The organism is Geobacillus sp. Manikaran-105, from assembly GCF_002809955.1.
GTDB classification, from domain to species: Bacteria; Bacillota; Bacilli; order Bacillales; family Anoxybacillaceae; genus Geobacillus; species Geobacillus thermophilus.
Window position 1 is genome coordinate 72,499 of the sequence record NZ_PIJG01000006.1, and the last position, 21,740, is coordinate 94,238.

Annotated in this window: 20 protein-coding genes; 9 read left to right on the forward strand and 11 right to left on the reverse strand. The window is 52.9% G+C overall.

The features are described 5' to 3' along the window. Nucleotides 1–48: 48 nt before the first annotated feature. Nucleotides 49–714, reverse strand: coding sequence for a transglutaminase-like domain-containing protein (locus CV945_RS03415; protein ID WP_044741236.1), 666 nt, complete (start codon nt 712–714; stop codon nt 49–51). A gap of 151 nt (nt 715–865) precedes the next feature. Here CV945_RS03415 and CV945_RS03420 point away from each other — a divergent pair, with 151 nt between their 5' ends. From CV945_RS03420 to gndA, 4 genes are all read left to right on the forward strand, one after another. Next, nucleotides 866–1,990 carry a tripeptidase T gene (locus CV945_RS03420; RefSeq protein ID WP_100659125.1) on the forward strand — a complete coding sequence of 375 codons (1,125 nt, stop codon included), beginning with the start codon at nt 866–868 and terminating at the stop codon, nt 1,988–1,990. Between the two features lie 108 nt (nt 1,991–2,098). Then, nucleotides 2,099–2,593, forward strand: a complete 495-nt coding sequence (locus CV945_RS03425; protein WP_011231828.1) for a chemotaxis protein CheW — start codon at nt 2,099–2,101, stop codon at nt 2,591–2,593. Nucleotides 2,594–2,674: 81 nt separating this feature from the next. Continuing rightward, a complete protein-coding gene (locus CV945_RS03430) occupies nt 2,675–2,869 on the forward strand; it encodes a hypothetical protein (RefSeq protein ID WP_033009034.1) in 195 nt (64 codons plus the stop codon). Between the two features lie 156 nt (nt 2,870–3,025). Then, nucleotides 3,026–4,435 carry an NADP-dependent phosphogluconate dehydrogenase gene (gene gndA, locus CV945_RS03435; protein WP_033009036.1) on the forward strand — a complete coding sequence of 470 codons (1,410 nt, stop codon included), beginning with the start codon at nt 3,026–3,028 and terminating at the stop codon, nt 4,433–4,435. A gap of 164 nt (nt 4,436–4,599) precedes the next feature. Here the strand turns inward: gndA and CV945_RS03440 are convergent, their stop codons facing one another. The 4 genes from CV945_RS03440 to CV945_RS03455 form a co-directional block, all read right to left on the reverse strand. Then, complete coding sequence (locus tag CV945_RS03440; RefSeq protein ID WP_100659126.1) at nt 4,600–6,525, reverse strand: FtsX-like permease family protein; 1,926 nt, start codon at nt 6,523–6,525, stop codon at nt 4,600–4,602. Continuing rightward, nucleotides 6,522–7,277 (reverse strand): ABC transporter ATP-binding protein, encoded by a 756-nt coding sequence (locus tag CV945_RS03445; protein WP_100659127.1) that lies wholly within the window; start codon nt 7,275–7,277, stop codon nt 6,522–6,524. The genes CV945_RS03440 and CV945_RS03445 overlap by 4 nt, the downstream gene beginning before the upstream one ends. A gap of 93 nt (nt 7,278–7,370) precedes the next feature. Next, on the reverse strand, nt 7,371–8,375 hold the full coding sequence (locus CV945_RS03450) for a sensor histidine kinase (RefSeq protein ID WP_100659128.1): 1,005 nt from the start codon (nt 8,373–8,375) through the stop codon (nt 7,371–7,373). Beyond that, entirely contained in the window at nt 8,375–9,061 is a 687-nt protein-coding gene (locus tag CV945_RS03455; RefSeq protein WP_013144816.1) for a response regulator transcription factor, read from the reverse strand. Before CV945_RS03455 ends, CV945_RS03450 begins: the two co-directional genes overlap by 1 nt. Before the next feature lie 516 nt (nt 9,062–9,577). On the opposite strand from CV945_RS03455, the gene CV945_RS03465 reads away from it, so the two are divergent. Beyond that, nucleotides 9,578–11,206 carry a YncE family protein gene (locus CV945_RS03465; RefSeq protein ID WP_232721969.1) on the forward strand — a complete coding sequence of 543 codons (1,629 nt, stop codon included), beginning with the start codon at nt 9,578–9,580 and terminating at the stop codon, nt 11,204–11,206. Nucleotides 11,207–11,404: 198 nt separating this feature from the next. Continuing rightward, nucleotides 11,405–12,772: a glycoside hydrolase family 1 protein gene (locus tag CV945_RS03470; protein WP_100659131.1), complete on the forward strand. Its 1,368-nt coding sequence runs from the start codon at nt 11,405–11,407 to the stop codon at nt 12,770–12,772. A 26-nt stretch (nt 12,773–12,798) separates the two neighbouring features. On the opposite strand, the gene CV945_RS03475 is transcribed toward CV945_RS03470, so the two are convergent. From CV945_RS03475 to zwf, 4 genes are all read right to left on the reverse strand, one after another. Then, on the reverse strand, nt 12,799–13,215 hold the full coding sequence (locus CV945_RS03475) for a type II toxin-antitoxin system VapC family toxin (protein ID WP_025948590.1): 417 nt from the start codon (nt 13,213–13,215) through the stop codon (nt 12,799–12,801). Then, nucleotides 13,216–13,527, reverse strand: a complete 312-nt coding sequence (locus CV945_RS03480; protein WP_100659132.1) for an AbrB/MazE/SpoVT family DNA-binding domain-containing protein — start codon at nt 13,525–13,527, stop codon at nt 13,216–13,218. Between the two features lie 241 nt (nt 13,528–13,768). After that, nucleotides 13,769–14,386, reverse strand: a complete 618-nt coding sequence (locus tag CV945_RS03485) for a cyclase family protein (RefSeq protein ID WP_100659133.1) — start codon at nt 14,384–14,386, stop codon at nt 13,769–13,771. A 73-nt stretch (nt 14,387–14,459) separates the two neighbouring features. Next, nucleotides 14,460–15,953: a glucose-6-phosphate dehydrogenase gene (gene zwf, locus CV945_RS03490; RefSeq protein WP_100659134.1), complete on the reverse strand. Its 1,494-nt coding sequence runs from the start codon at nt 15,951–15,953 to the stop codon at nt 14,460–14,462. A gap of 228 nt (nt 15,954–16,181) precedes the next feature. Between zwf and rnz the strand changes: the two genes are divergently transcribed. Next, nucleotides 16,182–17,105: a ribonuclease Z gene (rnz, locus tag CV945_RS03495; RefSeq protein WP_100659135.1), complete on the forward strand. Its 924-nt coding sequence runs from the start codon at nt 16,182–16,184 to the stop codon at nt 17,103–17,105. Here rnz and namA read toward each other — a convergent pair. Both namA and proI read right to left on the reverse strand, forming a co-directional pair. Beyond that, nucleotides 17,102–18,124 carry an NADPH dehydrogenase NamA gene (namA, locus tag CV945_RS03500; protein WP_100659136.1) on the reverse strand — a complete coding sequence of 341 codons (1,023 nt, stop codon included), beginning with the start codon at nt 18,122–18,124 and terminating at the stop codon, nt 17,102–17,104. The genes rnz and namA overlap by 4 nt on opposite strands. A gap of 324 nt (nt 18,125–18,448) precedes the next feature. Then, complete coding sequence (gene proI / locus CV945_RS03505; RefSeq protein WP_060787746.1) at nt 18,449–19,288, reverse strand: pyrroline-5-carboxylate reductase ProI; 840 nt, start codon at nt 19,286–19,288, stop codon at nt 18,449–18,451. A gap of 527 nt (nt 19,289–19,815) precedes the next feature. On the opposite strand from proI, the gene CV945_RS03510 reads away from it, so the two are divergent. Together CV945_RS03510 and CV945_RS03515 are read left to right on the forward strand one after the other, a co-directional pair. Next, nucleotides 19,816–20,787 carry an MBL fold metallo-hydrolase gene (locus CV945_RS03510; protein WP_100659138.1) on the forward strand — a complete coding sequence of 324 codons (972 nt, stop codon included), beginning with the start codon at nt 19,816–19,818 and terminating at the stop codon, nt 20,785–20,787. Further along, nucleotides 20,778–21,566, forward strand: coding sequence for an SDR family NAD(P)-dependent oxidoreductase (locus CV945_RS03515; protein WP_033009048.1), 789 nt, complete (start codon nt 20,778–20,780; stop codon nt 21,564–21,566). The genes CV945_RS03510 and CV945_RS03515 overlap by 10 nt, the downstream gene beginning before the upstream one ends. The last annotated feature ends 174 nt before the right edge of the window (nt 21,567–21,740 follow it).

Sequence of the window (21,740 nt, forward strand, 5' to 3'; positions counted from 1 at the left end):
GAAGGCGTCCGGTAAGCAACGGGCGCCTTTTTCGCGGCAAACGATATTTTAGATGGGGGCGGCGTGGCCGTTTGCCGCAGCGGGAGCGGATGAAAGCTCGCTCGTTGAGAGGCGGTCAGGCAGCCCGTATCGGTACATCTCAAGCGCGTTCTTATACGTTTGCAGCGTTTTGATCGTTCCGGCGTCCGGTTTGACGTAAATGACGGGAAAGTCCTGTTCTCCGTATGCCGGCTGGACGGGAAACGCCAGCTTTTCTTGATCAAGGGAAAATTCCGCCTGCACCCCCGGTTTATTGCCGCGGGCATCTAAGCGGACCCAGCGGCGCAACGAGCGAAAATAAACGGCATTCAAGGCGTGCAGGCAATATCCTTGATCCGGTGTGTCAAACAGCATCAGCTTTTGGTAGCAAAATCCAACTGGAATTCCTTGTGACCGCAATAAGGCCGCCAATACATTCGCTTTGGCATAGCAAATGCCTTCCCGGTGCAACAGCACTTCAGAAGCGTGGCAAGTCACCGTTGTGCTTTGGATGTCCCATGAGTGGGCGATATGATCTCTCACAAATTCAAAGGCCGTTTTTGTTTTGTCGATTTCCGATTGCAGGTTGTGAAACAATTCTTTCGCCGTTTGTTGAATAAGCGGATGAGAGAAATCAACAACATCCGTTTCTTCCAGATAGTCGTCCAACCGGGCGGATTCAGGAATAAGATGCATAGAAACGCTCCTTTCATTCAGTAAATTTTAAATAATTATACATATAATTGCATATAAATTCAATCTTGTGTTTTGCCAGACGCATGTTTGGCTCTTGGCGGAACATTTCGGTATACTTAAGGTGGAGTACATAAGCAGGAGGAAAAAAGCGATGGTCAATGAACAGCGTCTTGTCGACGAATTTTTGGAACTCGTGCAAATCGATTCAGAAACGAAGCATGAAGGAGAAATCGCCAACGTGCTCAAACAAAAGTTTGAAGCGCTCGGCCTTGAGGTGATCGAAGACGATGCCGCCGCGAAAACGGGGCATGGGGCAGGCAACTTGATTTGCACGCTCGCGGCGACGAAAGACGGGGTGGATCCGATTTATTTCACGTCGCATATGGATACGGTCGTGCCGGGCAAAGGGGTGAAACCGTCGATCCAAGACGGCTATGTCGTCACCGACGGGACGACGATTTTAGGGGCGGACGACAAGGCGGGCTTGGCGGCGATGTTGGAAGCGATTCGGGTGTTGAAAGAGCAAAACATCCCGCATGGCGTGATCCAGTTTATCATCACCGTCGGAGAAGAGTCGGGGCTTGTCGGGGCGAAGGCGCTTGACCCGTCGCTCATCCAAGCGAAATACGGCTATGCCTTGGACAGCGACGGCAAAGTCGGCAACATCGTCGTCGCCGCCCCGACGCAGGCGAAGCTGAAAGTGGTTGTGCATGGCAAAACCGCTCATGCCGGCGTGGCGCCGGAAAAAGGAGTGTCTGCCATTACGATTGCGGCGAAGGCGATCGCGAAAATGCCGCTCGGCCGCATCGACGAGGAAACAACGGCCAACATCGGCCGCTTTGAAGGCGGCACGCAAACGAACATCGTCTGCGACCGCGTTGATATTTTAGCGGAAGCCCGTTCCCTCGTTCCGGAAAAAATGGAAGCGCAAGTGGCGAAAATGAAAGAGGCGTTTGAAACGGTTGCCGTGGAAATGGGCGGCCGCGCCGATGTCGAAGTGGAAGTGATGTACCCGGGCTTTAAGTTCAGCGACGGCGACCATGTCGTCGAGGTCGCCAAACGGGCGGCGGCGAAAATCGGCCGGCCGTGCAAGCTGGAGAAAAGCGGCGGCGGCAGCGATGCCAATATCATCGCCGGCTTCGGCATTCCGACGGTCAACCTCGCAGTCGGCTACGAAGAAATCCATACGACGAATGAGCGGATGCCGATTGAAGAGCTGGTGAAGCTGACAGAGATGGTTGTCGCCATTGTCGAGGAAGTCGCCAATGCCGAGTGAGCATCCCGAGGCTGGATGCTCTTTTTTCTTGAACCTTTCGGTAAACATTCGGCCGGAATGAGCCGATAAAAAAAGCAGAGTGCGAATCACGAAAGAGGTGGCGGGGGAATGGACAAATACGTGGTGTTTCGCGTCGAGCGGGAACAGTACGCCGTCTCGATCGCGTATGTCGTCTCGATTGAGAAAATGACGGCGCCGACGGCCGTGCCGCATATGCCGGATTGTATGGCGGGCGTTGCGCGCATCCGCGGCGAGCTCGCGCCGGTGCTCGATATGCGAAAGCTTCTATATGGGAAAGCGATCGAGGAAACCGAGCAGACGCGTCTTGTCGTCGCCGCGGTCGACGGGTTGTCGGTGGCGTTTATCGTTGACGAAGCAAAGGAAATTGTCGATATTGAACCGGAAGCCATCAAACCGCTGCAGCTCGTATCCGCGGAGCGCACGCCGTATGTCGTCGGGATCGCGACGCTGCCGGAGCGGTTGCTCACGGTGCTGGATCCGCGCGTCTTGTTTGCCCATTTGGAAGAAGCGGACGCGATTCGCGAGCAAGTGGCCGCCGCCCAGGCCGCGGCCCAGGTCATCCAAGAGGAAGAGACGGTATAGGTGTTTGCCTATACCGTTTTTTCTTCCGCGCATATCCTAATCATGGAAATGAACTTCAACACATGAGAGGAGGCGCATTCCATGGTTCGACCGTTCGGTCCGTATATGGGCGGATTTTATCCGCCGTACGTTGGCGGCTACGGCTATCCTCCATACGGTTATCACCATCATCATTGGCATGGAGGGTATGACGGCTATCATCACTTCCCGTATGGCGTGCCTTATGGTCATTACCCGTTTGGACCATACGGATTCCCGCATTATGGAGGCTACTAAGCATGAGGGGCGTTACGCCCCTTTTCGCATGGACAGGTCAAGCAAAGTCCGTCGTGCCGCCTCGTTCCTAAATCGGTTTAGAAAAACTTGCAGGCAAGCGCAAACGTATGGTATGTTGTTTGATGAACAAACCAAAACGGAAAGGGACGTTGGACAATGGCGAAACAGCAAATCGGCGTCATCGGACTGGCGGTCATGGGGAAAAACTTGGCGCTTAACATCGAAAGCAAAGGCTATTCGGTGGCGGTGTACAACCGTTCGCGCGAAAAAACGGACGAGTTTTTGCAAGAAGCGAAAGGAAAAAACATTGTCGGTACATACAGCATCGAAGAATTCGTCAACGCCTTGGAAAAACCGCGGAAAATTTTGCTGATGGTGAAAGCGGGCGCGCCGACGGACGCGACGATCGAACAGCTGAAGCCGCATTTGGAAAAAGGCGATATTGTAATTGACGGCGGCAATACGTATTTTAAGGATACGCAGCGCCGCAACAAAGAACTCGCCGAACTTGGCATCCACTTTATTGGCACGGGCGTCTCGGGCGGCGAGGAAGGGGCGCTGAAAGGCCCGTCGATCATGCCAGGGGGCCAAAAAGAAGCGCATGAGCTCGTGCGCCCGATTTTTGAAGCCATCGCCGCCAAAGTCGACGGCGAACCGTGCACGACGTACATCGGTCCGGACGGCGCCGGGCATTATGTCAAAATGGTGCACAACGGCATCGAATACGGCGACATGCAGCTGATCGCTGAAGCGTACTTCTTGCTCAAACATGTGCTCGGCATGGATGCTGCAGAGCTGCACGAAGTGTTCGCCGACTGGAACAAAGGCGAATTGAACAGCTACTTGATTGAAATTACGGCCGACATTTTCACGAAAATCGATGAAGAAACAGGCAAGCCGCTTGTTGATGTCATTTTGGATAAAGCTGGGCAAAAAGGGACGGGCAAATGGACGAGCCAAAACGCCCTCGATTTGGGCGTGCCGCTGCCGATCATCACGGAATCGGTGTTCGCCCGTTTCCTCTCGGCGATGAAAGACGAGCGCGTGAAAGCAAGCAAAGTGCTGGCAGGCCCAGCGGTGAAGCCGTTTGAAGGCGACCGCGCTCACTTCATCGAAGCGGTGCGCCGCGCGCTTTACATGAGCAAAATTTGCTCGTACGCCCAAGGATTTGCGCAAATGAAGGCGGCTTCTGAGGAATACAACTGGAACTTGCGCTACGGTGATATCGCCATGATCTTCCGCGGCGGCTGCATCATCCGCGCGCAATTTTTGCAAAAAATTAAAGAGGCGTACGACCGTGATCCAGCGCTTTCGAACTTGCTCTTGGATCCGTATTTCCAAGACATCGTCGAACGCTACCAAGACGCGCTCCGCGAAATCGTCGCCACCGCGGCGATGCGCGGCATTCCAGTGCCAGGATTCGCTAGCGCCCTCGCCTATTACGACAGCTACCGCACCGCGGTGCTCCCGGCCAACTTAATCCAAGCGCAGCGCGACTACTTCGGCGCCCACACGTACGAACGCGTCGACAAGGAAGGCATTTTCCATACGGAATGGTTGAAATAAGAAAAAAGCCCTTAGAGTCATTCGCTACTCTAAGGGCTTTTCGTGTTCGATAAAGCTAAAATTCGTTCCGTCAACTGGAACTGCATCTTCAGAATGGGATGACCACTGATCGAGTGGGCGAACGTTGGAACGGTTTTGGTTCTTCCCTCACTCGCTGCATCGTTTTAAAGCGCCTCGCGAATTAGCTTTTTGTAATAACGAACGGACAACACGCCAAACAGCGAATAGCAGACCGTGTAAATCGCCATCACCGTCAACATCGGCATCCACAGTTCGGTGCCGAAAAAGAACCAGCCGGAGCGGACGGCGAAATAGCTATGGGACAATCCCAGCAACAACGGAATGCCAAAGTAGAACAGCTGTTTCCGCCGAATGCCCCCGAGCAAGTCTTTTTCGGTGAATCCCAGTTTGCGCAAAATGGTGTAATTCGGCCGCTCTTCTTCGCCAGCGCCCATTTGCTTGAAGTAAAGAATGCAGCCGGATGTGACCAAAAAGGCGAGTCCTAAAAAGGTGACGACAAACATGATCAATCCGAACGTTTGCTTTCGGTGGCGGCTCATCATCAGGCGCGAATCGGCGATGGAGGAAAACTCCATGCGTTGAAACAACTGATCAGCGCGTTCAATATTGGTTTCATCGGTCAGGTGAATGCCGATATGCACCTTTTTCTTTTGTGGATCGGTTTCTTTTTGCAAACGATCAAACATCGTTTGGTCGACGATGACGGTCGGCATGCCGTACGTGAAATGATAGTTGACGTAATAGTCTTTTTTCATCCCAAGGTAATGAAGTGGGACCATGCGGCCGTTTTCTTCTAAGCGAATCGTTCCCGTTTCTTTAAACGGCAAGAATTGACGGAGTATGTCCTGATATCCCGTCAGCAGCGCTTCATTAGGCTTGACATCGATGCGGCCTGTACTTGTGTCGCTGATCACCGATAACGGCGCGGCGGACGGCTGAAACTGGAGCCGGCTTTGATCAGCGATGTCCAAAATCATCGAAATATCAGTCGGTGCTTCGATGACATCGATCATCGTTTCCCGATAGCGAATATCATGAGATCGCAGCGCCGCCGTAAAACGGGCGGCATCTTTTTTGTCCGTAAACGCGAAATCGGCGGCGACATAGTTTTGCGCGGATCGTTCGGCGGAATAGTAGGAAATATAGCTTAACGAAATCAACCCGATCGCGATGGCCGACACGGTCGTGATGATCGTCAGCAGCAACGCGTTCGATTTCATGCGAAACATGAGCGACGATCCCGATAGCACGGCGTTGATCGACAAATAGCCGCCTTTTTGTTTTCGCCATAGGTGGAACAGAAAGCTGATCGTTCCTTTGAAAAACAAATAGGTGCCGATGATGACAGCGCCTAAGATGAACGCCATGGCCATGAATAATCCTTGCACGCTCTTCCAGTCGCTGCTAAACAATTTCGTCGATATACCATAGCCGCTGGCGATGAGGATGATCCCCACCATCCCCACGACCATGTTCCATACGGATACGTGTTTTGCTTCGGTTGTGGATGTAGTGCGGAACAAGGATAAAATCGTCTGTTTTTTGAGAAACAAGCGGTTCATCCCCATCATGAGGACATCAATCACGCTGAACACAATCAACGTTTGCACCAATGCTCGGCCAGAAAAGGAAAGAGATGCCGCTAGTGGAATATCGATGATTTTAAACAAAATCATCATCAACAGCTTGGAAGCGGCAAATCCCACCAATATGCCGATGATCAGTGTGCCGTAATAAAGAATGACGTTTTCGGCCGCCAGCATAAAAAAGATGTTTCGTTTCGTCATGCCGATCAACTGCAAAAGAGCGATCTCATGGCTCCGACGCTTGATAAACAGGGCGTTGGCGTACAAAAGAAAGACGGCGACAATCACGATAAGAAGCACCGCGCCTGTGCGGACGGCCGCCGCGCCTTTCACTCCCCCTTTGATGGCATCAAGCGATGGATCGTACTGCAATGTCACGAACGCGAAATACAAGGCGGAAGCAAACATCAAGGCAAACACGTACAAATAATAATGTTGGATGTTTTGTTTCAAGTTGCGGAACAGGAGTTGCTTCATGCTCATGGCCGAACACCGCCCAGCACGCCTTGCGTTTGCATAATGGCTTGGAAAAATTGCTGCCGCGTTTCCGTTCCTTTATACAGTTGCGTATACAATTGTCCGTCTTTGATAAAAACGACACGTCCTGAGAAACTGGCGGCGACCGGATCGTGGGTGACCATGATGATTGTCGTCTTCCGTTTTTTATTAAGTTGTTGCAGCTTGTGCAATAAATCGGAAGCCGATTTTGAATCGAGTGCGCCCGTCGGCTCATCGGCAAAAATGATGCTCGGTTCATGGATGAACGCCCGCGCCGCGGCAACGCGCTGTTTTTGCCCACCAGAAATTTCGCTCGGATAGTGGTTTTGGATGTCAATAATGCCAAGTTCAGCCGCCAATTCTGCAAATTTCTTTTCCGCTTCTCGCTTGGGCGTTTTCGTAATCGATAAAGGCAAAAGGACGTTCTCCTTTACCGTCAGCGTGTCAAGCAAATGATACTCTTGAAAGATGAAGCCGACATGGCGTTTGCGAAATTCTGCCAGCTCTCGGTCTTTCATGGCGACGACGTTGTTTCCTTCGATGAAAATAGCGCCCTCGCTCACCCGGTCGATTGAGGAAAGAACGTTGAGGAGCGTCGTTTTCCCTGATCCGGAAGGCCCCATGATCGCGAGAAATTCCCCCTTCTCCACACGCAGATCGATGCCTTTGAGCACTTCTTGCAGGTTCTTTTTCGTTCCGTACGTTTTGTGGATGTTGGTTGCTTCCAATATGACCATCTCGTTTTCCCTCCTTCGTTTCTATCATAAGCAATGGGGTTGGTTTTTTCCTGCGTTTGGCCGAACAAAACGAAACCGCGTGTGACAAAATCGTCACATGCGGTGCGTGCGGATGATGTCATTTTCTTGCGGAAATAGGATCGTAAATGTCGTTCCGCGCCCGGGCGTGGATTCGACATGAAAGTCAAGAAGAAGCGGTTTGGCGGCTTTTTTCGCCAAATACAGCCCCATCCCCGTCGCCGCTTCATTTTGGTGTTCGGTGGTGGAGGTGAATCCTTTCTCGAAAATGCGCGGCAAGTCCTTTGGATCAATGCCCAAGCCGAAATCTTGAATTTGCAAGCGGGCATGGCCGTTTTTCATAAAGCTTTTCACGACAATGTCAGATGACTCGCTGTATTTCACCGCATTTGTGATGATTTGCCGGATGATAAAAGAAAGCCATTTGGCATCGCTCAGGACGGAGCGGACGTCCAATTGAAGGTCAAAGCCGATGCCTTTTTGCATACACCACGATTGCAGCGGTTTAATCTCATTGATGAGAAGTGGCTCAAGTTCGACTTGTTCGATATATAAGTCGTTTTCCATGTGTGGAAGCCGTCGTTGATGAAGTTGCTGATCAAGAAGCAGATGAATGCGCAGCCATTCGTACAAGAGTTGCGCTTTCGTGTTTTCGTCCCCAACCCGTTCGATGATGAGCCGCATGGCCGTCAGCGGCGTTTTCATTTCATGAATCCATGACAACAGTTCATCTTTCTCTTGTTCCAACGTGGTGAGGTGTTCTTTCAGTTCCTGTTTCCATTGGTCCGTTTGGCTGGCGAGGACGCGTTCGACGATCTTCTCCAGCGGGCTTGCCGCCCGCAGGGCAGAGACGGGATCGTGGCCGCGCTCCCACTCTTGCAAACGTTGATAAAATGCCGTTTCTTTTTTCCAACGGATGATGACAAAGACAACAAAGATGATAGTCGTTAAAAAGACGATGTAAAGGACGGAGGAGAGCGGAATCGTCGGATCCAGATAAGCGACAAACAGGATGAACAGCTCTAGAAAGAGAAAGAGGGCCATCCAGCTTTTTCGTTCCCACAAATAATCTTTGATCATCAGTGGCTCCCTTCTTCCGTAGCCATATAGCCTTGCCCAACTTTCGTTTCAATGAAGCGGCCCAAGCCGAGTTCGTCCAGTTTTTTTCGTAGGCGGTTGACGTTGACGGTCAGCGTGTTGTCGCTGACAAACCGTTCGTCTTCCCATAGCCGTTTGATCAGCTCCGTCCGAGCAACGATCTGGTTTTTCTTGGCCAATAAATGTTTCAAAATCAACAGCTCGTTTTTCGTCAGCTCCACTGTTCCGTGTTCATTTGAGACTGTGCTTTTTTCATAGTCGACCGTTGCCCCGCACCATGTTTGCAGCTGAACGGGTCCGGCATTGTAGTTGTACACGCGGCGGAGCAGCGCTTGGATTTTGGCGATCAGCACATCGAAATGAAACGGCTTTTGGATGTAATCATCAGCTCCAAGCTGCATCGACATGACCATATCAGTCGGGTGGTCGCGCGATGATAAAAACAAAATCGGGACGTTCGAATGAGCACGAATCTGGCGGCACCAGTGGAACCCGTCAAATTTCGGCAGCTGGATGTCGATGATCACCAAGTGCGGCTTGCAAGCAGAAAACTCTTCCATCACACGACCGAAATCGCGGATGCCGCAAACGTCGTACGACCATTGTTCCAAACGGGCTTTGATTTCTTGAAACAACGTCACATCATCTTCAATGAGCAAAATGTTCAACTTTGCCTCACCCCACTTGTTTCTATTGGGAGTTCCGTTTTCATTATATTTGTTTCACCGTTTGGGGGAAAGGAGGTTCAAAAGGGAAAGCATGAAAATGCATTACACAGCAAAGCGATGGCCGCTGTTCGTGATCGGCAGCGGTTGGTGTATGCAGCCGAACGGGGTGCGTATGGCAAAAAGAGCTTGAAGTGATGATCGACGGTGGGCTATCATGGATATTGAGGATGGATAAGGAATGGTCAAATGTCGGTGCTCGATTGTTTGAGCTATGCTATGCGCAAGGAATGTATAAGGAAGGAATTAGAAATCATTGTTTGACGGGGGATTGGAATGGGAACAACATTTAGGAAAGGTTTTTTATTTTGTCTCTTCTTGTTTATCTGTCTTTTCCATGTGTTTCCTTCCGCTAAAGCGGAAGCGGCCGGACCGCGTACGCAACAGCTTCCTGGGCGCGTGCTCGATTGGGTCATGGATGATCAAAATGGGTATATTTATGCGCTCACGGAAAAGGGGATGTTATTATTTATTGAAGCGAGCACATTGTCGATCAAAAAGCAGGAACCCGTTTCTCTGCGGGCATACAGCGCTTTATGGCGGAAATATGCCCAGCGGTCGGTCACTCTTCTTTTGCGGGACGGGAAGCTGTATGTGCCGTCTGAAACATCGATAGACGTTTTTGACGTCAAAACGAAACGGCTGATTCAACGAGCCCCGTATAACGGATTGCCGTTTGGCTTATTAGGCAACAAAATCGTAACTTTCGGAAAGCAGTACGGGCGCGGGAAGACGACGTATGAGATGTACATGTGGGATTTGGCGGCGAAACGCCAAACAAGCCGGCTGATTGCTGATCCTAACTTTTTTTCCGTTTTTTCAGAGGAAAATACGTTGTTTTTCAATGAGAAGCGAGGTCTGGCCTTCATCGGCCGCAATGTTTCCATTCCTGATTTAGCGGTATTGCGCCTGTCCGATTTGAAGGTGGTGAAGCGAGTTTCGTATCAAGGGCCGAGAGGCAGCGCGCCCATCCATCCGCTCATCGTTGACGGAAGCGATGTGTTTTTTGCGGGAAGGCGCATTGATGCCGGAAATATCAACATGGTGCACGACTGTTATAACGGCCCCGTTTTAGATGTTCAAGGGGCCTACGTGGTGACAAATAAGGCGGTGTATGACCGTTACACCTCTGCTAAGATAAACGCGCTTCCATTCCCGACGAACTATGCGTTGATGGATGCAAAGTACAATTTGTATTTGATCAAAGAAGGGGAAAATCGAATTTATAAATATCCATTGCCGGCCGATGAGAGCTATTATGTTCGATCGTCCCATTATGCTTTCACCAATGTCCCCATTTCCCATTTGGCTTATGATTCGTCGACCGGATGGTTGTATGTGTTGTCCGCCGAAGACAGCAAACTGTTTGTCATTCGCGCCAGCGACATGAAAATGGTGAAAGAAATTCATCCCGGACCGCAGCCGACGGATGTAAAAATTGATGGCGGCAAGGTGTATGTTGCGCTATCGGGAGCGACGAAAATGGCGATTTACGACGCCAAAACAATGCGGTTTCTTGGAACGGTGCCGCTGATCGCTGCTCCGCGTTCATTGGCGATCGGGGACGGGAAAATTTTCTTCACGGACAATAGCCGCACGTTGACGGGATCGATTGCCGTTTATGATATGAAGACGAAAAAACAATGGCGAATCCCAAAGGTATTCATCAATCCGTTGATTGGGTATGACGAAAAACAAAATGTATTGTATGTCGGACAGGAAGGAACATCGGATCATGATCTGTATGCGGTGCGGCTTTCCGATTGGCATGTTTCGCAACTATTGTCCTTCCCTGGAGGGGATGATGCCTTTTTTATGAACGGCGGGGAGATTTTTTACGGAAAGGCGCGCATCAATCCAGCCCAGCCCGGCGCATTGGTGGCCGCTGAATTTCCGGAGCCGCTGCGGGCGGCGAGCCGTCAATATATCATCACCAGCCGTGCCATTTATAACCGGGCAACAGGAACGAAAATCGCCGATTTGTCATCTGAAGCGCTGCTCGCAACGGCTGGAGATGATGGAATGATCTTCACGTATCGAAAAGTGGCTACGAACCATTATTTGATTAAGCAAAAACTGTCTCAATAAAATTGCCATTGCTGGGAGCGTTGGTGCTTCTCCAAAGCGCATGAAACAGTTTTCACAACGTCTAGACGGGCTCGTACCTCCGCCCGTCTAGTTTTATAAAGAAGCAAATATGTCATCATGAGGATGATGCCCAAGGGTGAATTTTCCAAGGCGTTCAATCACTTAAACACGTCTGTTCACAGATAGGAGGGTCTTTCCATGTCACAACAGCGTAAATCGATCATCCCCGACGGCTTTTTATGGGGCGGGGCGGTGACCTCGTTTCAGACGGAAGGGGCGTGGAACGAAGGCGGCAAAGGGCTGTCGATCGTGGATGCACGCCCGATTCCAAAAGGGCATTCCGACTGGAAAGTGGCGGTCGATTTTTACCATCGCTACAAAGAAGACATCGCGTTGTTCAAGGAGCTCGGCTTTACCGCCTACCGGACGAGCATCGCTTGGACGCGCATTTTTCCGGACGGGGAAGGGGAGCCGAATGAAGCGGGGTTGGCGTTTTATGACGCTGTGTTTGATGAATTGAGGGCGAACGGCATCGAGCCGGTCATTACGCTGTACCATTTTGATTTGCCGCTGGCGTTGGCCAAGAAATACAACGGCTTTGCCTCGCGAAAGGTCGTCGACTTGTTTGAGCGGTACGCGCGCATCGTATTTGAGCGTTACCGCGGGAAAGTGAACTATTGGCTGACGTTCAACGAACAAAATTTAGTGCTCGAACAACCGCATTTATGGGGGGCGATCTGCCCGGATGATGAAGACCCGGAAGCGTTTGCCTACCGCGTCTGTCATAACGTGTTTATCGCCCACGCGAAAGCGGTGAAGGCGCTGCGCGAAATCGCTCCCGAGGCGAAGATCGGCGGGATGGTGACGTATTTGACGACGTATCCGGCGACATGCCGGCCGGAAGACGCTTTGGCCAACGTGCAGGCGAAAGAGCTGTTCATTGATTTCTTCTTTGATGTGTTCGCCCGCGGCGCCTATCCGCGTTATGTGACCAACCGGCTTGAGAAAAAAGGAATCTGCCTGCCGCTCGAAGCGGGGGATGAGGAGTTGCTCCGTTCGCAGACGGTCGACTTTTTGTCGTTCAGCTACTATCAAAGCCAAATCGTCCGCCATCAGGAACAGGATGAGCGGATCATCAAAGGTCTTGCGCCGAACCCCCACTTGCCGAAGACGAAATGGGGCTGGGCGATCGATCCGATCGGGTTGCGGATGGCCTTAAAAGACGTGTACGCCCGCTACCAGATGCCCATTTTCATTACCGAAAACGGCATCGGGCTTGAGGAGGAGCTAAACGAGAACGGCACGGTCGACGATGACGAGCGGATCGACTATATGCGCCGCCATATCGAACAAATGAAGCTGGCGATCGAAGAAGGGGTCGAGGTGATCGGTTATTTAATGTGGGGAGCAACCGACTTGTTAAGCTCGCAAGGGGAGATGCGCAAGCGCTACGGCGTCATTTTCGTCAACCGCGATGATCAAAACTTGCGCGATTTGAAACGCTATAAGAAAAAAAGCTTCTACTGGTTCCAGCGCGTCATTCGCACGAACGGGGAAGAGCTGTAAACAGAGGCGGGGAAGCCCCCGCCATTTTACCAGTCTTTAGGGCGGCCATGGCGAATATTCAATCGTTTAAAATGTTTGTCCCAAGTCACGACATCTTCTGGGGGATTCGCTTTTGCATGAGCGGCGATATATGCGTCGATGAAGTCCACCTTTTTCTCGCCATAATCTCGAAGCGCCTGTTGCACAACATCTTTTTCCTCTGTTTCGATCCCGATCCCGTTGGTAAACTTTAATAAGGCGGCGGAAATGTCGGACGGCGATGCTTGATAGACGGAGGCCAGCACCCAGCAACATTCTGCGACGACGAGCGGATTAAGGCGCAAAATCAATTCTCCTGCTTCTACTTTCTGCAACATGTCCCCAACTTCTTCCGCAAGCTCTTGAGGATGGCCGGTCATGATTCGAATCACGACATTTGTGTCAATCCACAGCTTGCGAGCCACCTATTTTTCCTCCCCGTCTTTCAATTCCTCTGCTCCCATCGTCCGATATGCTTCATCTCGGATTTCCTCAACAGGGCGGAACGGCTGATTGGTTTTGAGAATGCCGATTAATTGTGACAAGCGATATTTCTTCGTGACTTCCACTTTTATTTCTCCATCTTGGTTGACAATAAACGTCAGATCATCGCCTTCGGTGAGGCCCAATGTTTTCCGGATTTCAGCAGGAATGACCACTTGCCCTCGGCTGGACAGCTTGCTTGTCGCTTTCATGACGACCGGCGATGGTTGATCCGAAACATTCATTTTCTCCATTGGTGCGTTTCGCTCCTTCCTAAACCCTTTTCATACTTACTTTTATTATACGTCTTATTTGTATGCTTAATCAATCATTGAAAATCATATTATTTTTGGTGTAGTAAGAAGTTGTGTGAGGGACAACAACAATGATGAGAATGGACGTTGAACGCTCTCTTGCCTACGCTCATACGTGGAAGAGGGGGCTTCTCGGTTTGAAATGATCAAACAGCCGGTCCCATCGGGGAACCGGCTGTTTTTACGGCTCGCGGTCCAACAGCAAGACGCGCGCCGGGGCGGCGTCGGTGCCGACGAGTTTGAGCGGAGCGGCGACCATGAAATAGCGGCCTTCGGGGACGTCTTTCAGCCGCAGCCCTTCGATGATGATGACGCCGGCCGAAAAGAGCGTTTTATGGGTCGGGTGGCCTTCTTGCGCTCGCTCAATGCCAAGGGCGTCGATGCCGACGCCGCGGATCCGTTTGTCGGCTAGATACCGAGCCGCGTCTTCGGCGACGAAAATAAACTCAAAGTTAAATGCATCATCAAAGGAGTTTTTCGTTTTAAACAGAACGAAGTCGCCTTCTTGAATGTCAAGATGCGCGATGTCGTCTTTCGTGATCCGGTCGTTGACATCGGTTAAATCGAACAGCTTGCACGGGCCGACGAGGTCGTCCAATGGAATCGTTTCAAACGTCGCTCCGCCTTCGACCATATGAAGAGGGGCGTCAATGTGCGTGCCGGTGTGCACGTCCATGTCAATGCGCGATTCGGTCACATAGCCGTTGGTGACGGTGGTGCGCTTCGGTTGTTTTTCCGGTTTGTTTTTATACACGGGCATGCCCTCGTAAATCGGGGCCGTGACGTCATACACCTTCATCGTTCATTCGCTCCTTTGCATGAGAGATAACGCTCGCTTGTCCAAAAGGGCGGCGGGCGCAAACGATTCGCGGTTATGGCCGCGGATGCTCGATCGGCCACCAGTGGAAGCCGTCTTGTTTGAGCAGCTTGTCCGCGGCCGCCGGGCCCATGGAGCCAGCCGCGTAGTTCGGAAAGTCGGAAGCTTTTGTGTTCGCCCACACCTCAGAAATTGGGTCGACAAATTGCCATGACGCTGCCACCTCGTCCCAATGAGTGAAGTTCGTCGCATCGCCGCGCATGCAGTCGTACAACAGCTTTTCGTACGCTTCCGGCGTGTTGATGCCGTCGATGCAGTTGTTGCAATAGTCGAGTTGAAATGGAGCTGTTATGGTCGTCGATTCCCCGGTTTTTTTGCCGTTTAACTGAAGGGTGATCCCTTCGTCCGGCTGGATGTGGATGACGAGCAAGTTCGGGGCGATCGTCTCATTCGTCCGGTAATACAAGTTCATCGGTACATCTTTAAATTGGACGACGATTTTTGTCGATTTTTCCGCCATCCGTTTGCCGGTGCGGATGTAAAACGGCACGCCGGCCCAGCGGAAGTTGTCGATCAGGAGTTTTCCAGCGACGAACGTTTCCGTGTTCGAGTTCGGATCGACGTTCGGCTCTTCGCGGTACGCCGGCACGTGTTTGCCGTGGATGGCTCCGCGTCCGTATTGGCCGCGCACGAAATAGCGGTCGACTTCATCGTGCGCAATCGGGCGCAAGGCGCGCAACACTTTCACTTTCTCATGGCGGATGTCATCAGTTGTTAGTTTGATCGGCGGCTCCATCGCCAACAGGGCGACCATTTGCAGCATATGGTTTTGCACCATGTCGCGCAGCGCCCCGGAATGGTCGTAGTAGCGGCCGCGGTCTTCGACGCCGAGCGTTTCGCTCGATGTGATTTGAATGTTGGCGATGAACCGGTTGTTCCAAAGCGGCTCGAAAATGGCGTTTGAAAAGCGGATGACCTCGATGTTTTGCACCATTTCTTTGCCGAGGTAATGGTCGATCCGGTAGATTTCCCGCTCGGAAAAGACGCGGCGAATCTCGTCATTCAGCTTCTCGGCGCTCGCCAAGTCATGCCCGAACGGCTTTTCGATGACGAGCCGCTTAAAGCCGTGCGTTTCCGTCAATCCTTCCGACTGCAAGCGGGACGTGACGGTGCCGAAAAATTCCGGCGCCATCGCCAAATAAAAGATGCGGTTGCCTTCGGTCTTGTATGTGCCGTCGAGCTGTTCGAGGAGCGACTTTAAGCGCTGGTACGACTCGGCTTCCGTCACGTCGAACGGATGATAGTAGAAATGGGAGGTGAATCGCTCGTCAGCGAGCTTCTGCTGAAACGCCGTTTCGACCGAGTCGCGCACATAGTTCCGGAACTCGTCGGCCGACAACGGGCGGCGCGCGACGCCGACGACAGCGAATTGCTCGTTCAAATGCCCTTTTTCATACAGGCGGTAAAGGGACGGAAACAGTTTCCGTTTCGCCAAATCTCCCGTCGCTCCGAAAATGACGATGATCGATTTCGGATTCATGTTGTCCACCGTATGTACCTCGCTTTAACCAAATTTGTCTCTTCAATGAAACCATTGTAGAGGTTTGCCGGTCGGAACGCAAACACTTTGTTGCTTTCCGGCGGGAAAGCGTTTATGTTCATGAAAGAGCCGGGCGCCAACCCGGCGTTTTTGAGCGCAAAAGAAAGTTGAAAAGCCGTTTTGACATTGGTACGCTAACAACAGGCCATATTGAGCGAGAAAAAGGAGTGAAGCGCGTTGGAACTGTTGTTTTTAGGTACGGGTGCCGGCGTGCCGGCCAAAGAGCGCAACGTATCGTCCGTCGCCCTGCAGCTGCTTGGCGAACGCGGGGCGACATGGCTGTTTGACTGCGGCGAAGCGACGCAGCATCAAATTTTGCATACCGCCATTCGCCCGCGCCGCATCGAGCATATTTTTATTACGCACTTGCATGGCGACCATTTGTTTGGATTGCCTGGGCTGCTTGGCAGCCGTTCGTTTCAAAGCGGCGAGACGCCGCTTACGGTCTTCGGCCCAAAAGGCATTCGCGCGTTTGTGGAGACGGCGCTGTCCGTCAGCGGGACGCGGCTGCGGTATGAATTGAACATCGCCGAGATCGAAGAAGGAGTCATTTTTGATGATGAACGGTTTCAAGTCATCACCAAACGGCTCGACCACGGCATGCCGTCATACGGTTTCCGCGTCGTGGAAAAAGATTTGCCCGGCCCGCTCTTGGTCGATCGATTGCAAGCACTCGGCGTCCGCCCTGGCCCGATTTATCAACAAATCAAGCAAGGGAAAACAGTCATGCTCGATGACGGCACGGTCATCGACGGGCGTGAGTTTGTCGGCCCGCCGCAAAAAGGGCGGATCGTCGCGGTGCTCGGCGACACCCGTTTTTGCGAAGCGGCGATTGAACTCGCCCGCGATGCCGATGTCGTCGTCCACGAGGCGACGTTTGCCGCGGCGGAACAGCGGCTGGCCCATGACTATTTCCATTCCACGACCACAGATGCAGCCGAGGTGGCGAGGCGGGCCGGAGCGAAGCGGCTTATTTTGACCCATATCAGCTCTCGCTATCAAGGCGAGGCGGCGCTGCAGCTCGTCGCCGAGGCGCGGAAGGTGTTTCCGAACACCGATCTTGCCGCTGATTTCGCCTCGTTTTCGATCCCGCGCGGTTAAAACCGCCAGCCGCGCTCATATTGGACGGGCGCCGAGATTTTTGCGCCCAGCTCTCTCGCCGCGGCGTATGGCCAATACGGGTTGCGCAGCAGCTCGCGCCCCAAAAAGACGAGGTCGGCGCGGCCGTTATGCACAATTTCTTCCGCTTGCCAGCCGGACGTAATGAGGCCGACGGCGCCGGTCGGGATGTCTGCTTCACGGCGGATCAGTTCGGCAAATGGCACTTGATAGCCCGGATAGACGTCAATGCGCGCCGGAACGACGGCGCCGGAACTGACGTCAACAAGGTCGACGCCTTGCTCTTTCATCCGTTTGGCGTATGGAACATAGTCTTTCGCTGTCAGTCCTTCCGGGTGATAGTCGGACGCTGAGATGCGCACAAACAGCGGCCCGTCCCACACCTCGCGGACAGCGTCAATCACCTCGCCCAAGAAACGGTAACGGTTTTCCGGAGAGCCGCCGTACTCGTCTTGGCGCCGGTTGGAGAGCGGCGATAAAAATTCGTTAATGAGGTAGCCGTGGGCGGCATGGATTTCAATGACGTCAAAGCCGGCTTCTTTTGCCCTCCGCGCCCCGTTTTGGAACGCCTGCACCGTTTCTTCGATGTCGGCTTTCGTCATTTCTTTTGGCGTCGGCGACGAATCATCAAACGGGATGGCTGACGGAGCGATGATCTCTCCCGGCACTTGCGATTTTCTCCCCGCATGGGCAAGCTGGATGCCGATGGCCGCCCCATGCTCTTTCACAAGCCCAACGAGTTCGCGAAGCCCGGCGATATGGTCATCGCTCCAAATGCCTAAGTCGCGTTCAGAAATGCGACCTTGCGGCGTCACGCCGGTCGCTTCAACGATAATCAAGCCGACTTGGCCGACAGCGCGAGCCGGGTAGTGGATTTTATGCCACGTGCGTACGGCGCCGTCTTTCGTGTCGCACGAATACATGCACATCGGCGACATGACAATTCGGTTTTTCAGCGTCAGCCCGCGGATCGTATACGGCGAAAACAATACCGTGTTCATGACAAGCAGCTCCTTTCTAGGCCAATGAGTGGTTCATGACTGATGATAGCACGCTGCCTGTCAAAAACAAAGTGAAACGGACTGTTTTGCCTGAGCCGGACGGTGGAAAAGCCGCGGCCCTGTTAACATAGCCTGTTTTGGGTAAAGATGGGCTTATGCGGTTGTGTCATGTGCGAAATTCGAGTTTCCGTTATGCGAAACCAAAAAAATCTTCCATAACCGGATGAAAAGGTTCGTTTGTTTCCTTGTTCATTGCGCCCGGTTTTGCCGAAACGTCCCCGCCCATCCGCCGTGCGGGGGCGGCGCGCTTTGGAGGTCCGTTCTTTACGCTTCCATGATGGCAGCGAGAAGCGCGCTGCCGAGCTCTTCGGAGCGGGCCGTCGCCCTTCGGATGCAGGCGATGACCGCTTCTTGGAACCGGTATTGCTCAAGCACGCCAATGCCGGCTTCGGTCGTGCCGCCTGGGCTCGTGACTTCACGGCGCAAGACGGATGGATGTTTGTCGGACGCTTTTAGCATCTCGGCTGCGCCGATGATCGTTTGCAAAATGAGCCGTTTGGCGACATCTCGCTCAAGGCCGATGTCGGCTGCCGCTTTTTCCATCGCTTCGACCAAGTAATACACATACGCCGGACCGCTCCCGGACAGGCCGGTGACCGCATGCAAGTCGCGCTCCGGCACAACAGCGACGATGCCGACCGTTTCAAACAGCTGTTTGGCGATCTCAAGATGTTCTTTCGCGGCGAAGCGGCCGCCGGCGATGGCGGTCGCCGACAAACCGACGGCGGCGGATGTGTTTGGCATGGCGCGCACGACAGGGATGTTGCGCCCGGCGAGCCGTTCGATCGTTTCCGTTGTCACGCCGGCCAACAGCGAAAGAATAAGATGATCGGACCGGATGGATGGTGCGATGGCGTTCATCGCTTCGGCGACGTCTTTCGGTTTCATCGCCAAAATGATGATATCCGCTTGTTTGACGGCTTCTTGCGCGCAATCCGCCGTGCCAACACCGTATTGACGCGCCAGTTCCTCAAGACGGGGGCGGTTTCGTCGGTTGGCGACGACAATGTGCGCCGGATGGCAAAACGCTTTCGTCATGCCGGCGATGAGCGCTTCCGCCATCGAGCCGGCGCCGATGAGCGCGATCGTTCGTTCGTTGTTCATCATTCCACTCCTCCTTGCCTTGATGTATCCATCCAAAAGAAAAAGGTTTCCCGTCCTGCAAAAGGACGGAAAACCTTCGTTTCCGCGGTACCACCTTTTTTGGCCTGATTTGGCCCAAGCGCCAAACAGGCCCAACTCTGCCCCGATAACGCCGGGGAGGCGTTTAGGTTGGCCTAACAGCTCCTAGGGTAGGTTCAACCGCAAAGAGGGCCGCAAAGCCTTCCAGCCGCGGGCTTCGCTCTCTGGTGCCGTTTGCGGTTTACTGGCCCTGTTCATCGCCTGTTTTGCCGTATCATAATTTATTTGTCGTATCATAATTTATTTGTCATTATGCCGCGGGACGAGCACGGTTGTCAAGAGAGGAGAACGAATTTTTTTGCAATTTCGTCGTGCGGAAGAAAAAGGCATGACAAATGGATGAAATCAGTGTAAACTGTAAAATAAAATATAATGAATCATTATTCATTTTGCTTGATGAAACGGTTCGAACGGGGCGGTTCATGAACTTTGGGAAAGAAGGGAACGCAATGAACGAAGAACGAGTGTATCGGATCACGGTGCCGACGCCGTTTCCGGTCGGCGATGTGCATATGTACGTGATCGCCGGCGATCGGTTGACACTGGTCGATGCCGGAGTGAAAACAGAGCAGGCATGGCAGCTGTTTGTGAAGCAGCTTGGCGAGATCGGTTATGCGCCGCAGGATATTGAACAAATCGTCATTACTCATCATCATCCGGATCATGTCGGCTTGCTTGATTATGTTCCGCATGCGCCGATCATCGGCCATCCGAAAGCCGATCCGTTTTTGCGCCGTGAACGTTCGTTTATGGAACGGTACGTCCAATTTTTTCAAGAATTTTTTACGGAATGCGGCGTTGACCGCCGCTTGTTCAGTCAGCTGTCCAAAGAAGGCGGATCGCTTCGATATGCAAGCCGGCGCGGGCTTGACATCATGGTGACGGAAGGGGACGCGGCGCCGGGGTTGCCAGGGTGGCAGGTCATCGAAACGCCGGGACATGCGCAAAGTCATATTGCTCTTTACCGCGAGGCGGATGGGGTGTTGATCGGCGGCGATCATTTGCTTGTTCATATTTCCCCGAATCCAATGATGGAACCGCCGGCGGAAGGGGAGACGGAGCGGCCGAAACCGTTGTTGCAGTACAACGAATCGCTGCAAAAAATGCTGCAATACGACATCGTTCGCTCGTTAAACGGCCATGGCGACGATGCGACCGATATTCCGGCGCTCGTTCGCGAGCGGCTCGATAAGCAGCGCCAGCGCGCCGAGCGGGTGCTCGAAATGGTGAAAGAACGCCCGCATACGGTGTTTGACGTTTGTCAAAAGCTGTTTCCCACCGCTTACGAACGCCAGCTCATGCTGACGATGTCAGAGACGATCGGCCAGCTTGATTATTTGGAAGAAAACGGGTATGTACAAAAAAGACACGAAGACGGCCATTATGTGTACAAAGCGGCGGGGGTGTCGGTGTGCGGCTGAAGGGGCGCCATGTCGTCATCACCGGAGCGTCGGGAGGAATCGGCGAGCAAATCGCCTATGAAGCGGCGCGCCAAGGGGCGGTGCCGGTGCTCTTGGCGCGCAGTGAAGAAAAGTTGAAAGCAATCAGTGCGCGCATTGAAGCGCAAACCGGCATTCGCGCCCCGTACGCGCCGCTTGATGTCAGCGACCGCGAGATGGTCGAAGCGGTATTTGCGAAGCTGTCTGCTGAACTGGGCGCTATCGATGTGCTTGTGAACAATGCCGGATTTGGCGTATTTCGCTACGTGGAAGATATCGACCTTGACGAGATGGAACGGATGTTTGCGGTCAATGTCTTCGGCTTGATCGCCTGCACGAAGGCGGTGTATCCGCATATGAAAGAACGCCGAAGCGGCCACATTCTCAATATCGCCTCGCAAGCCGGCAAAATCGCGACGCCGAAGTCGAGCGTCTATTCCGCGACGAAACATGCCGTCATCGGCTTTACTGACAGCCTTCGCCTCGAGGCGGGGCGCTTTGGCATTTTTGTCACGACCGTCAATCCGGGGCCGGTGGAGACGAACTTTTTTTCAACCGCTGATGAATCTGGCGAGTATGTGCGCAACGTGTCGCGTTGGATGCTGCGCCCGGAGGCGGTGGCGAAGCGCGTTGTTGCCGCGATGATGACGCCGACGCGCGAAGTGAACATGCCACGCTGGATGGATCTCGGCAGCCGGCTGTATCGCCTTGCGCCGAGTTTGGTGGAAAAGGTGGCGAAAGGGGCGTTTTTCCAAAAGTAAGTCAAAGAAGCGGGTCCGAAAACGGTCATGTTGTTTCTTCGATCATCGGTTTTGCGTCTATGATGGAATGCGAGAGGGGGCTGACCCAAAAGTCCGCCAAAAAGCGGACTTTTGGAGTCAGCCCTCTCTGGTTTTTGTATATTTTACCAAACGGAACAAAATTCCGACTCTGTT

What these genes read in the sequence shown, in the direction of transcription:
- CV945_RS03415 (WP_044741236.1), bottom strand. Translation starts at nt 714, where the DNA reads ATGCATCTTATTCCTGAATCCGCCCGGTTGGACGACTATCTGGAAGAA.
- CV945_RS03510 (WP_100659138.1), top strand. Translation starts at nt 19,816, where the DNA reads ATGAACGAAGAACGAGTGTATCGGATCACGGTGCCGACGCCGTTTCCG.
- gndA (WP_033009036.1), top strand. Translation starts at nt 3,026, where the DNA reads ATGGCGAAACAGCAAATCGGCGTCATCGGACTGGCGGTCATGGGGAAA.
- CV945_RS03450 (WP_100659128.1), bottom strand. Translation starts at nt 8,375, where the DNA reads ATGATCAAAGATTATTTGTGGGAACGAAAAAGCTGGATGGCCCTCTTT.
- namA (WP_100659136.1), bottom strand. Translation starts at nt 18,124, where the DNA reads ATGAACACGGTATTGTTTTCGCCGTATACGATCCGCGGGCTGACGCTG.
- CV945_RS03480 (WP_100659132.1), bottom strand. Translation starts at nt 13,527, where the DNA reads ATGGAGAAAATGAATGTTTCGGATCAACCATCGCCGGTCGTCATGAAA.
- CV945_RS03470 (WP_100659131.1), top strand. Translation starts at nt 11,405, where the DNA reads ATGTCACAACAGCGTAAATCGATCATCCCCGACGGCTTTTTATGGGGC.
- CV945_RS03430 (WP_033009034.1), top strand. Translation starts at nt 2,675, where the DNA reads ATGGTTCGACCGTTCGGTCCGTATATGGGCGGATTTTATCCGCCGTAC.
- CV945_RS03425 (WP_011231828.1), top strand. Translation starts at nt 2,099, where the DNA reads ATGGACAAATACGTGGTGTTTCGCGTCGAGCGGGAACAGTACGCCGTC.
- proI (WP_060787746.1), bottom strand. Translation starts at nt 19,288, where the DNA reads ATGAACAACGAACGAACGATCGCGCTCATCGGCGCCGGCTCGATGGCG.
- CV945_RS03440 (WP_100659126.1), bottom strand. Translation starts at nt 6,525, where the DNA reads ATGAGCATGAAGCAACTCCTGTTCCGCAACTTGAAACAAAACATCCAA.
- CV945_RS03465 (WP_232721969.1), top strand. Translation starts at nt 9,578, where the DNA reads ATGTTATTATTTATTGAAGCGAGCACATTGTCGATCAAAAAGCAGGAA.
- CV945_RS03420 (WP_100659125.1), top strand. Translation starts at nt 866, where the DNA reads ATGGTCAATGAACAGCGTCTTGTCGACGAATTTTTGGAACTCGTGCAA.
- CV945_RS03485 (WP_100659133.1), bottom strand. Translation starts at nt 14,386, where the DNA reads ATGAAGGTGTATGACGTCACGGCCCCGATTTACGAGGGCATGCCCGTG.
- CV945_RS03445 (WP_100659127.1), bottom strand. Translation starts at nt 7,277, where the DNA reads ATGGTCATATTGGAAGCAACCAACATCCACAAAACGTACGGAACGAAA.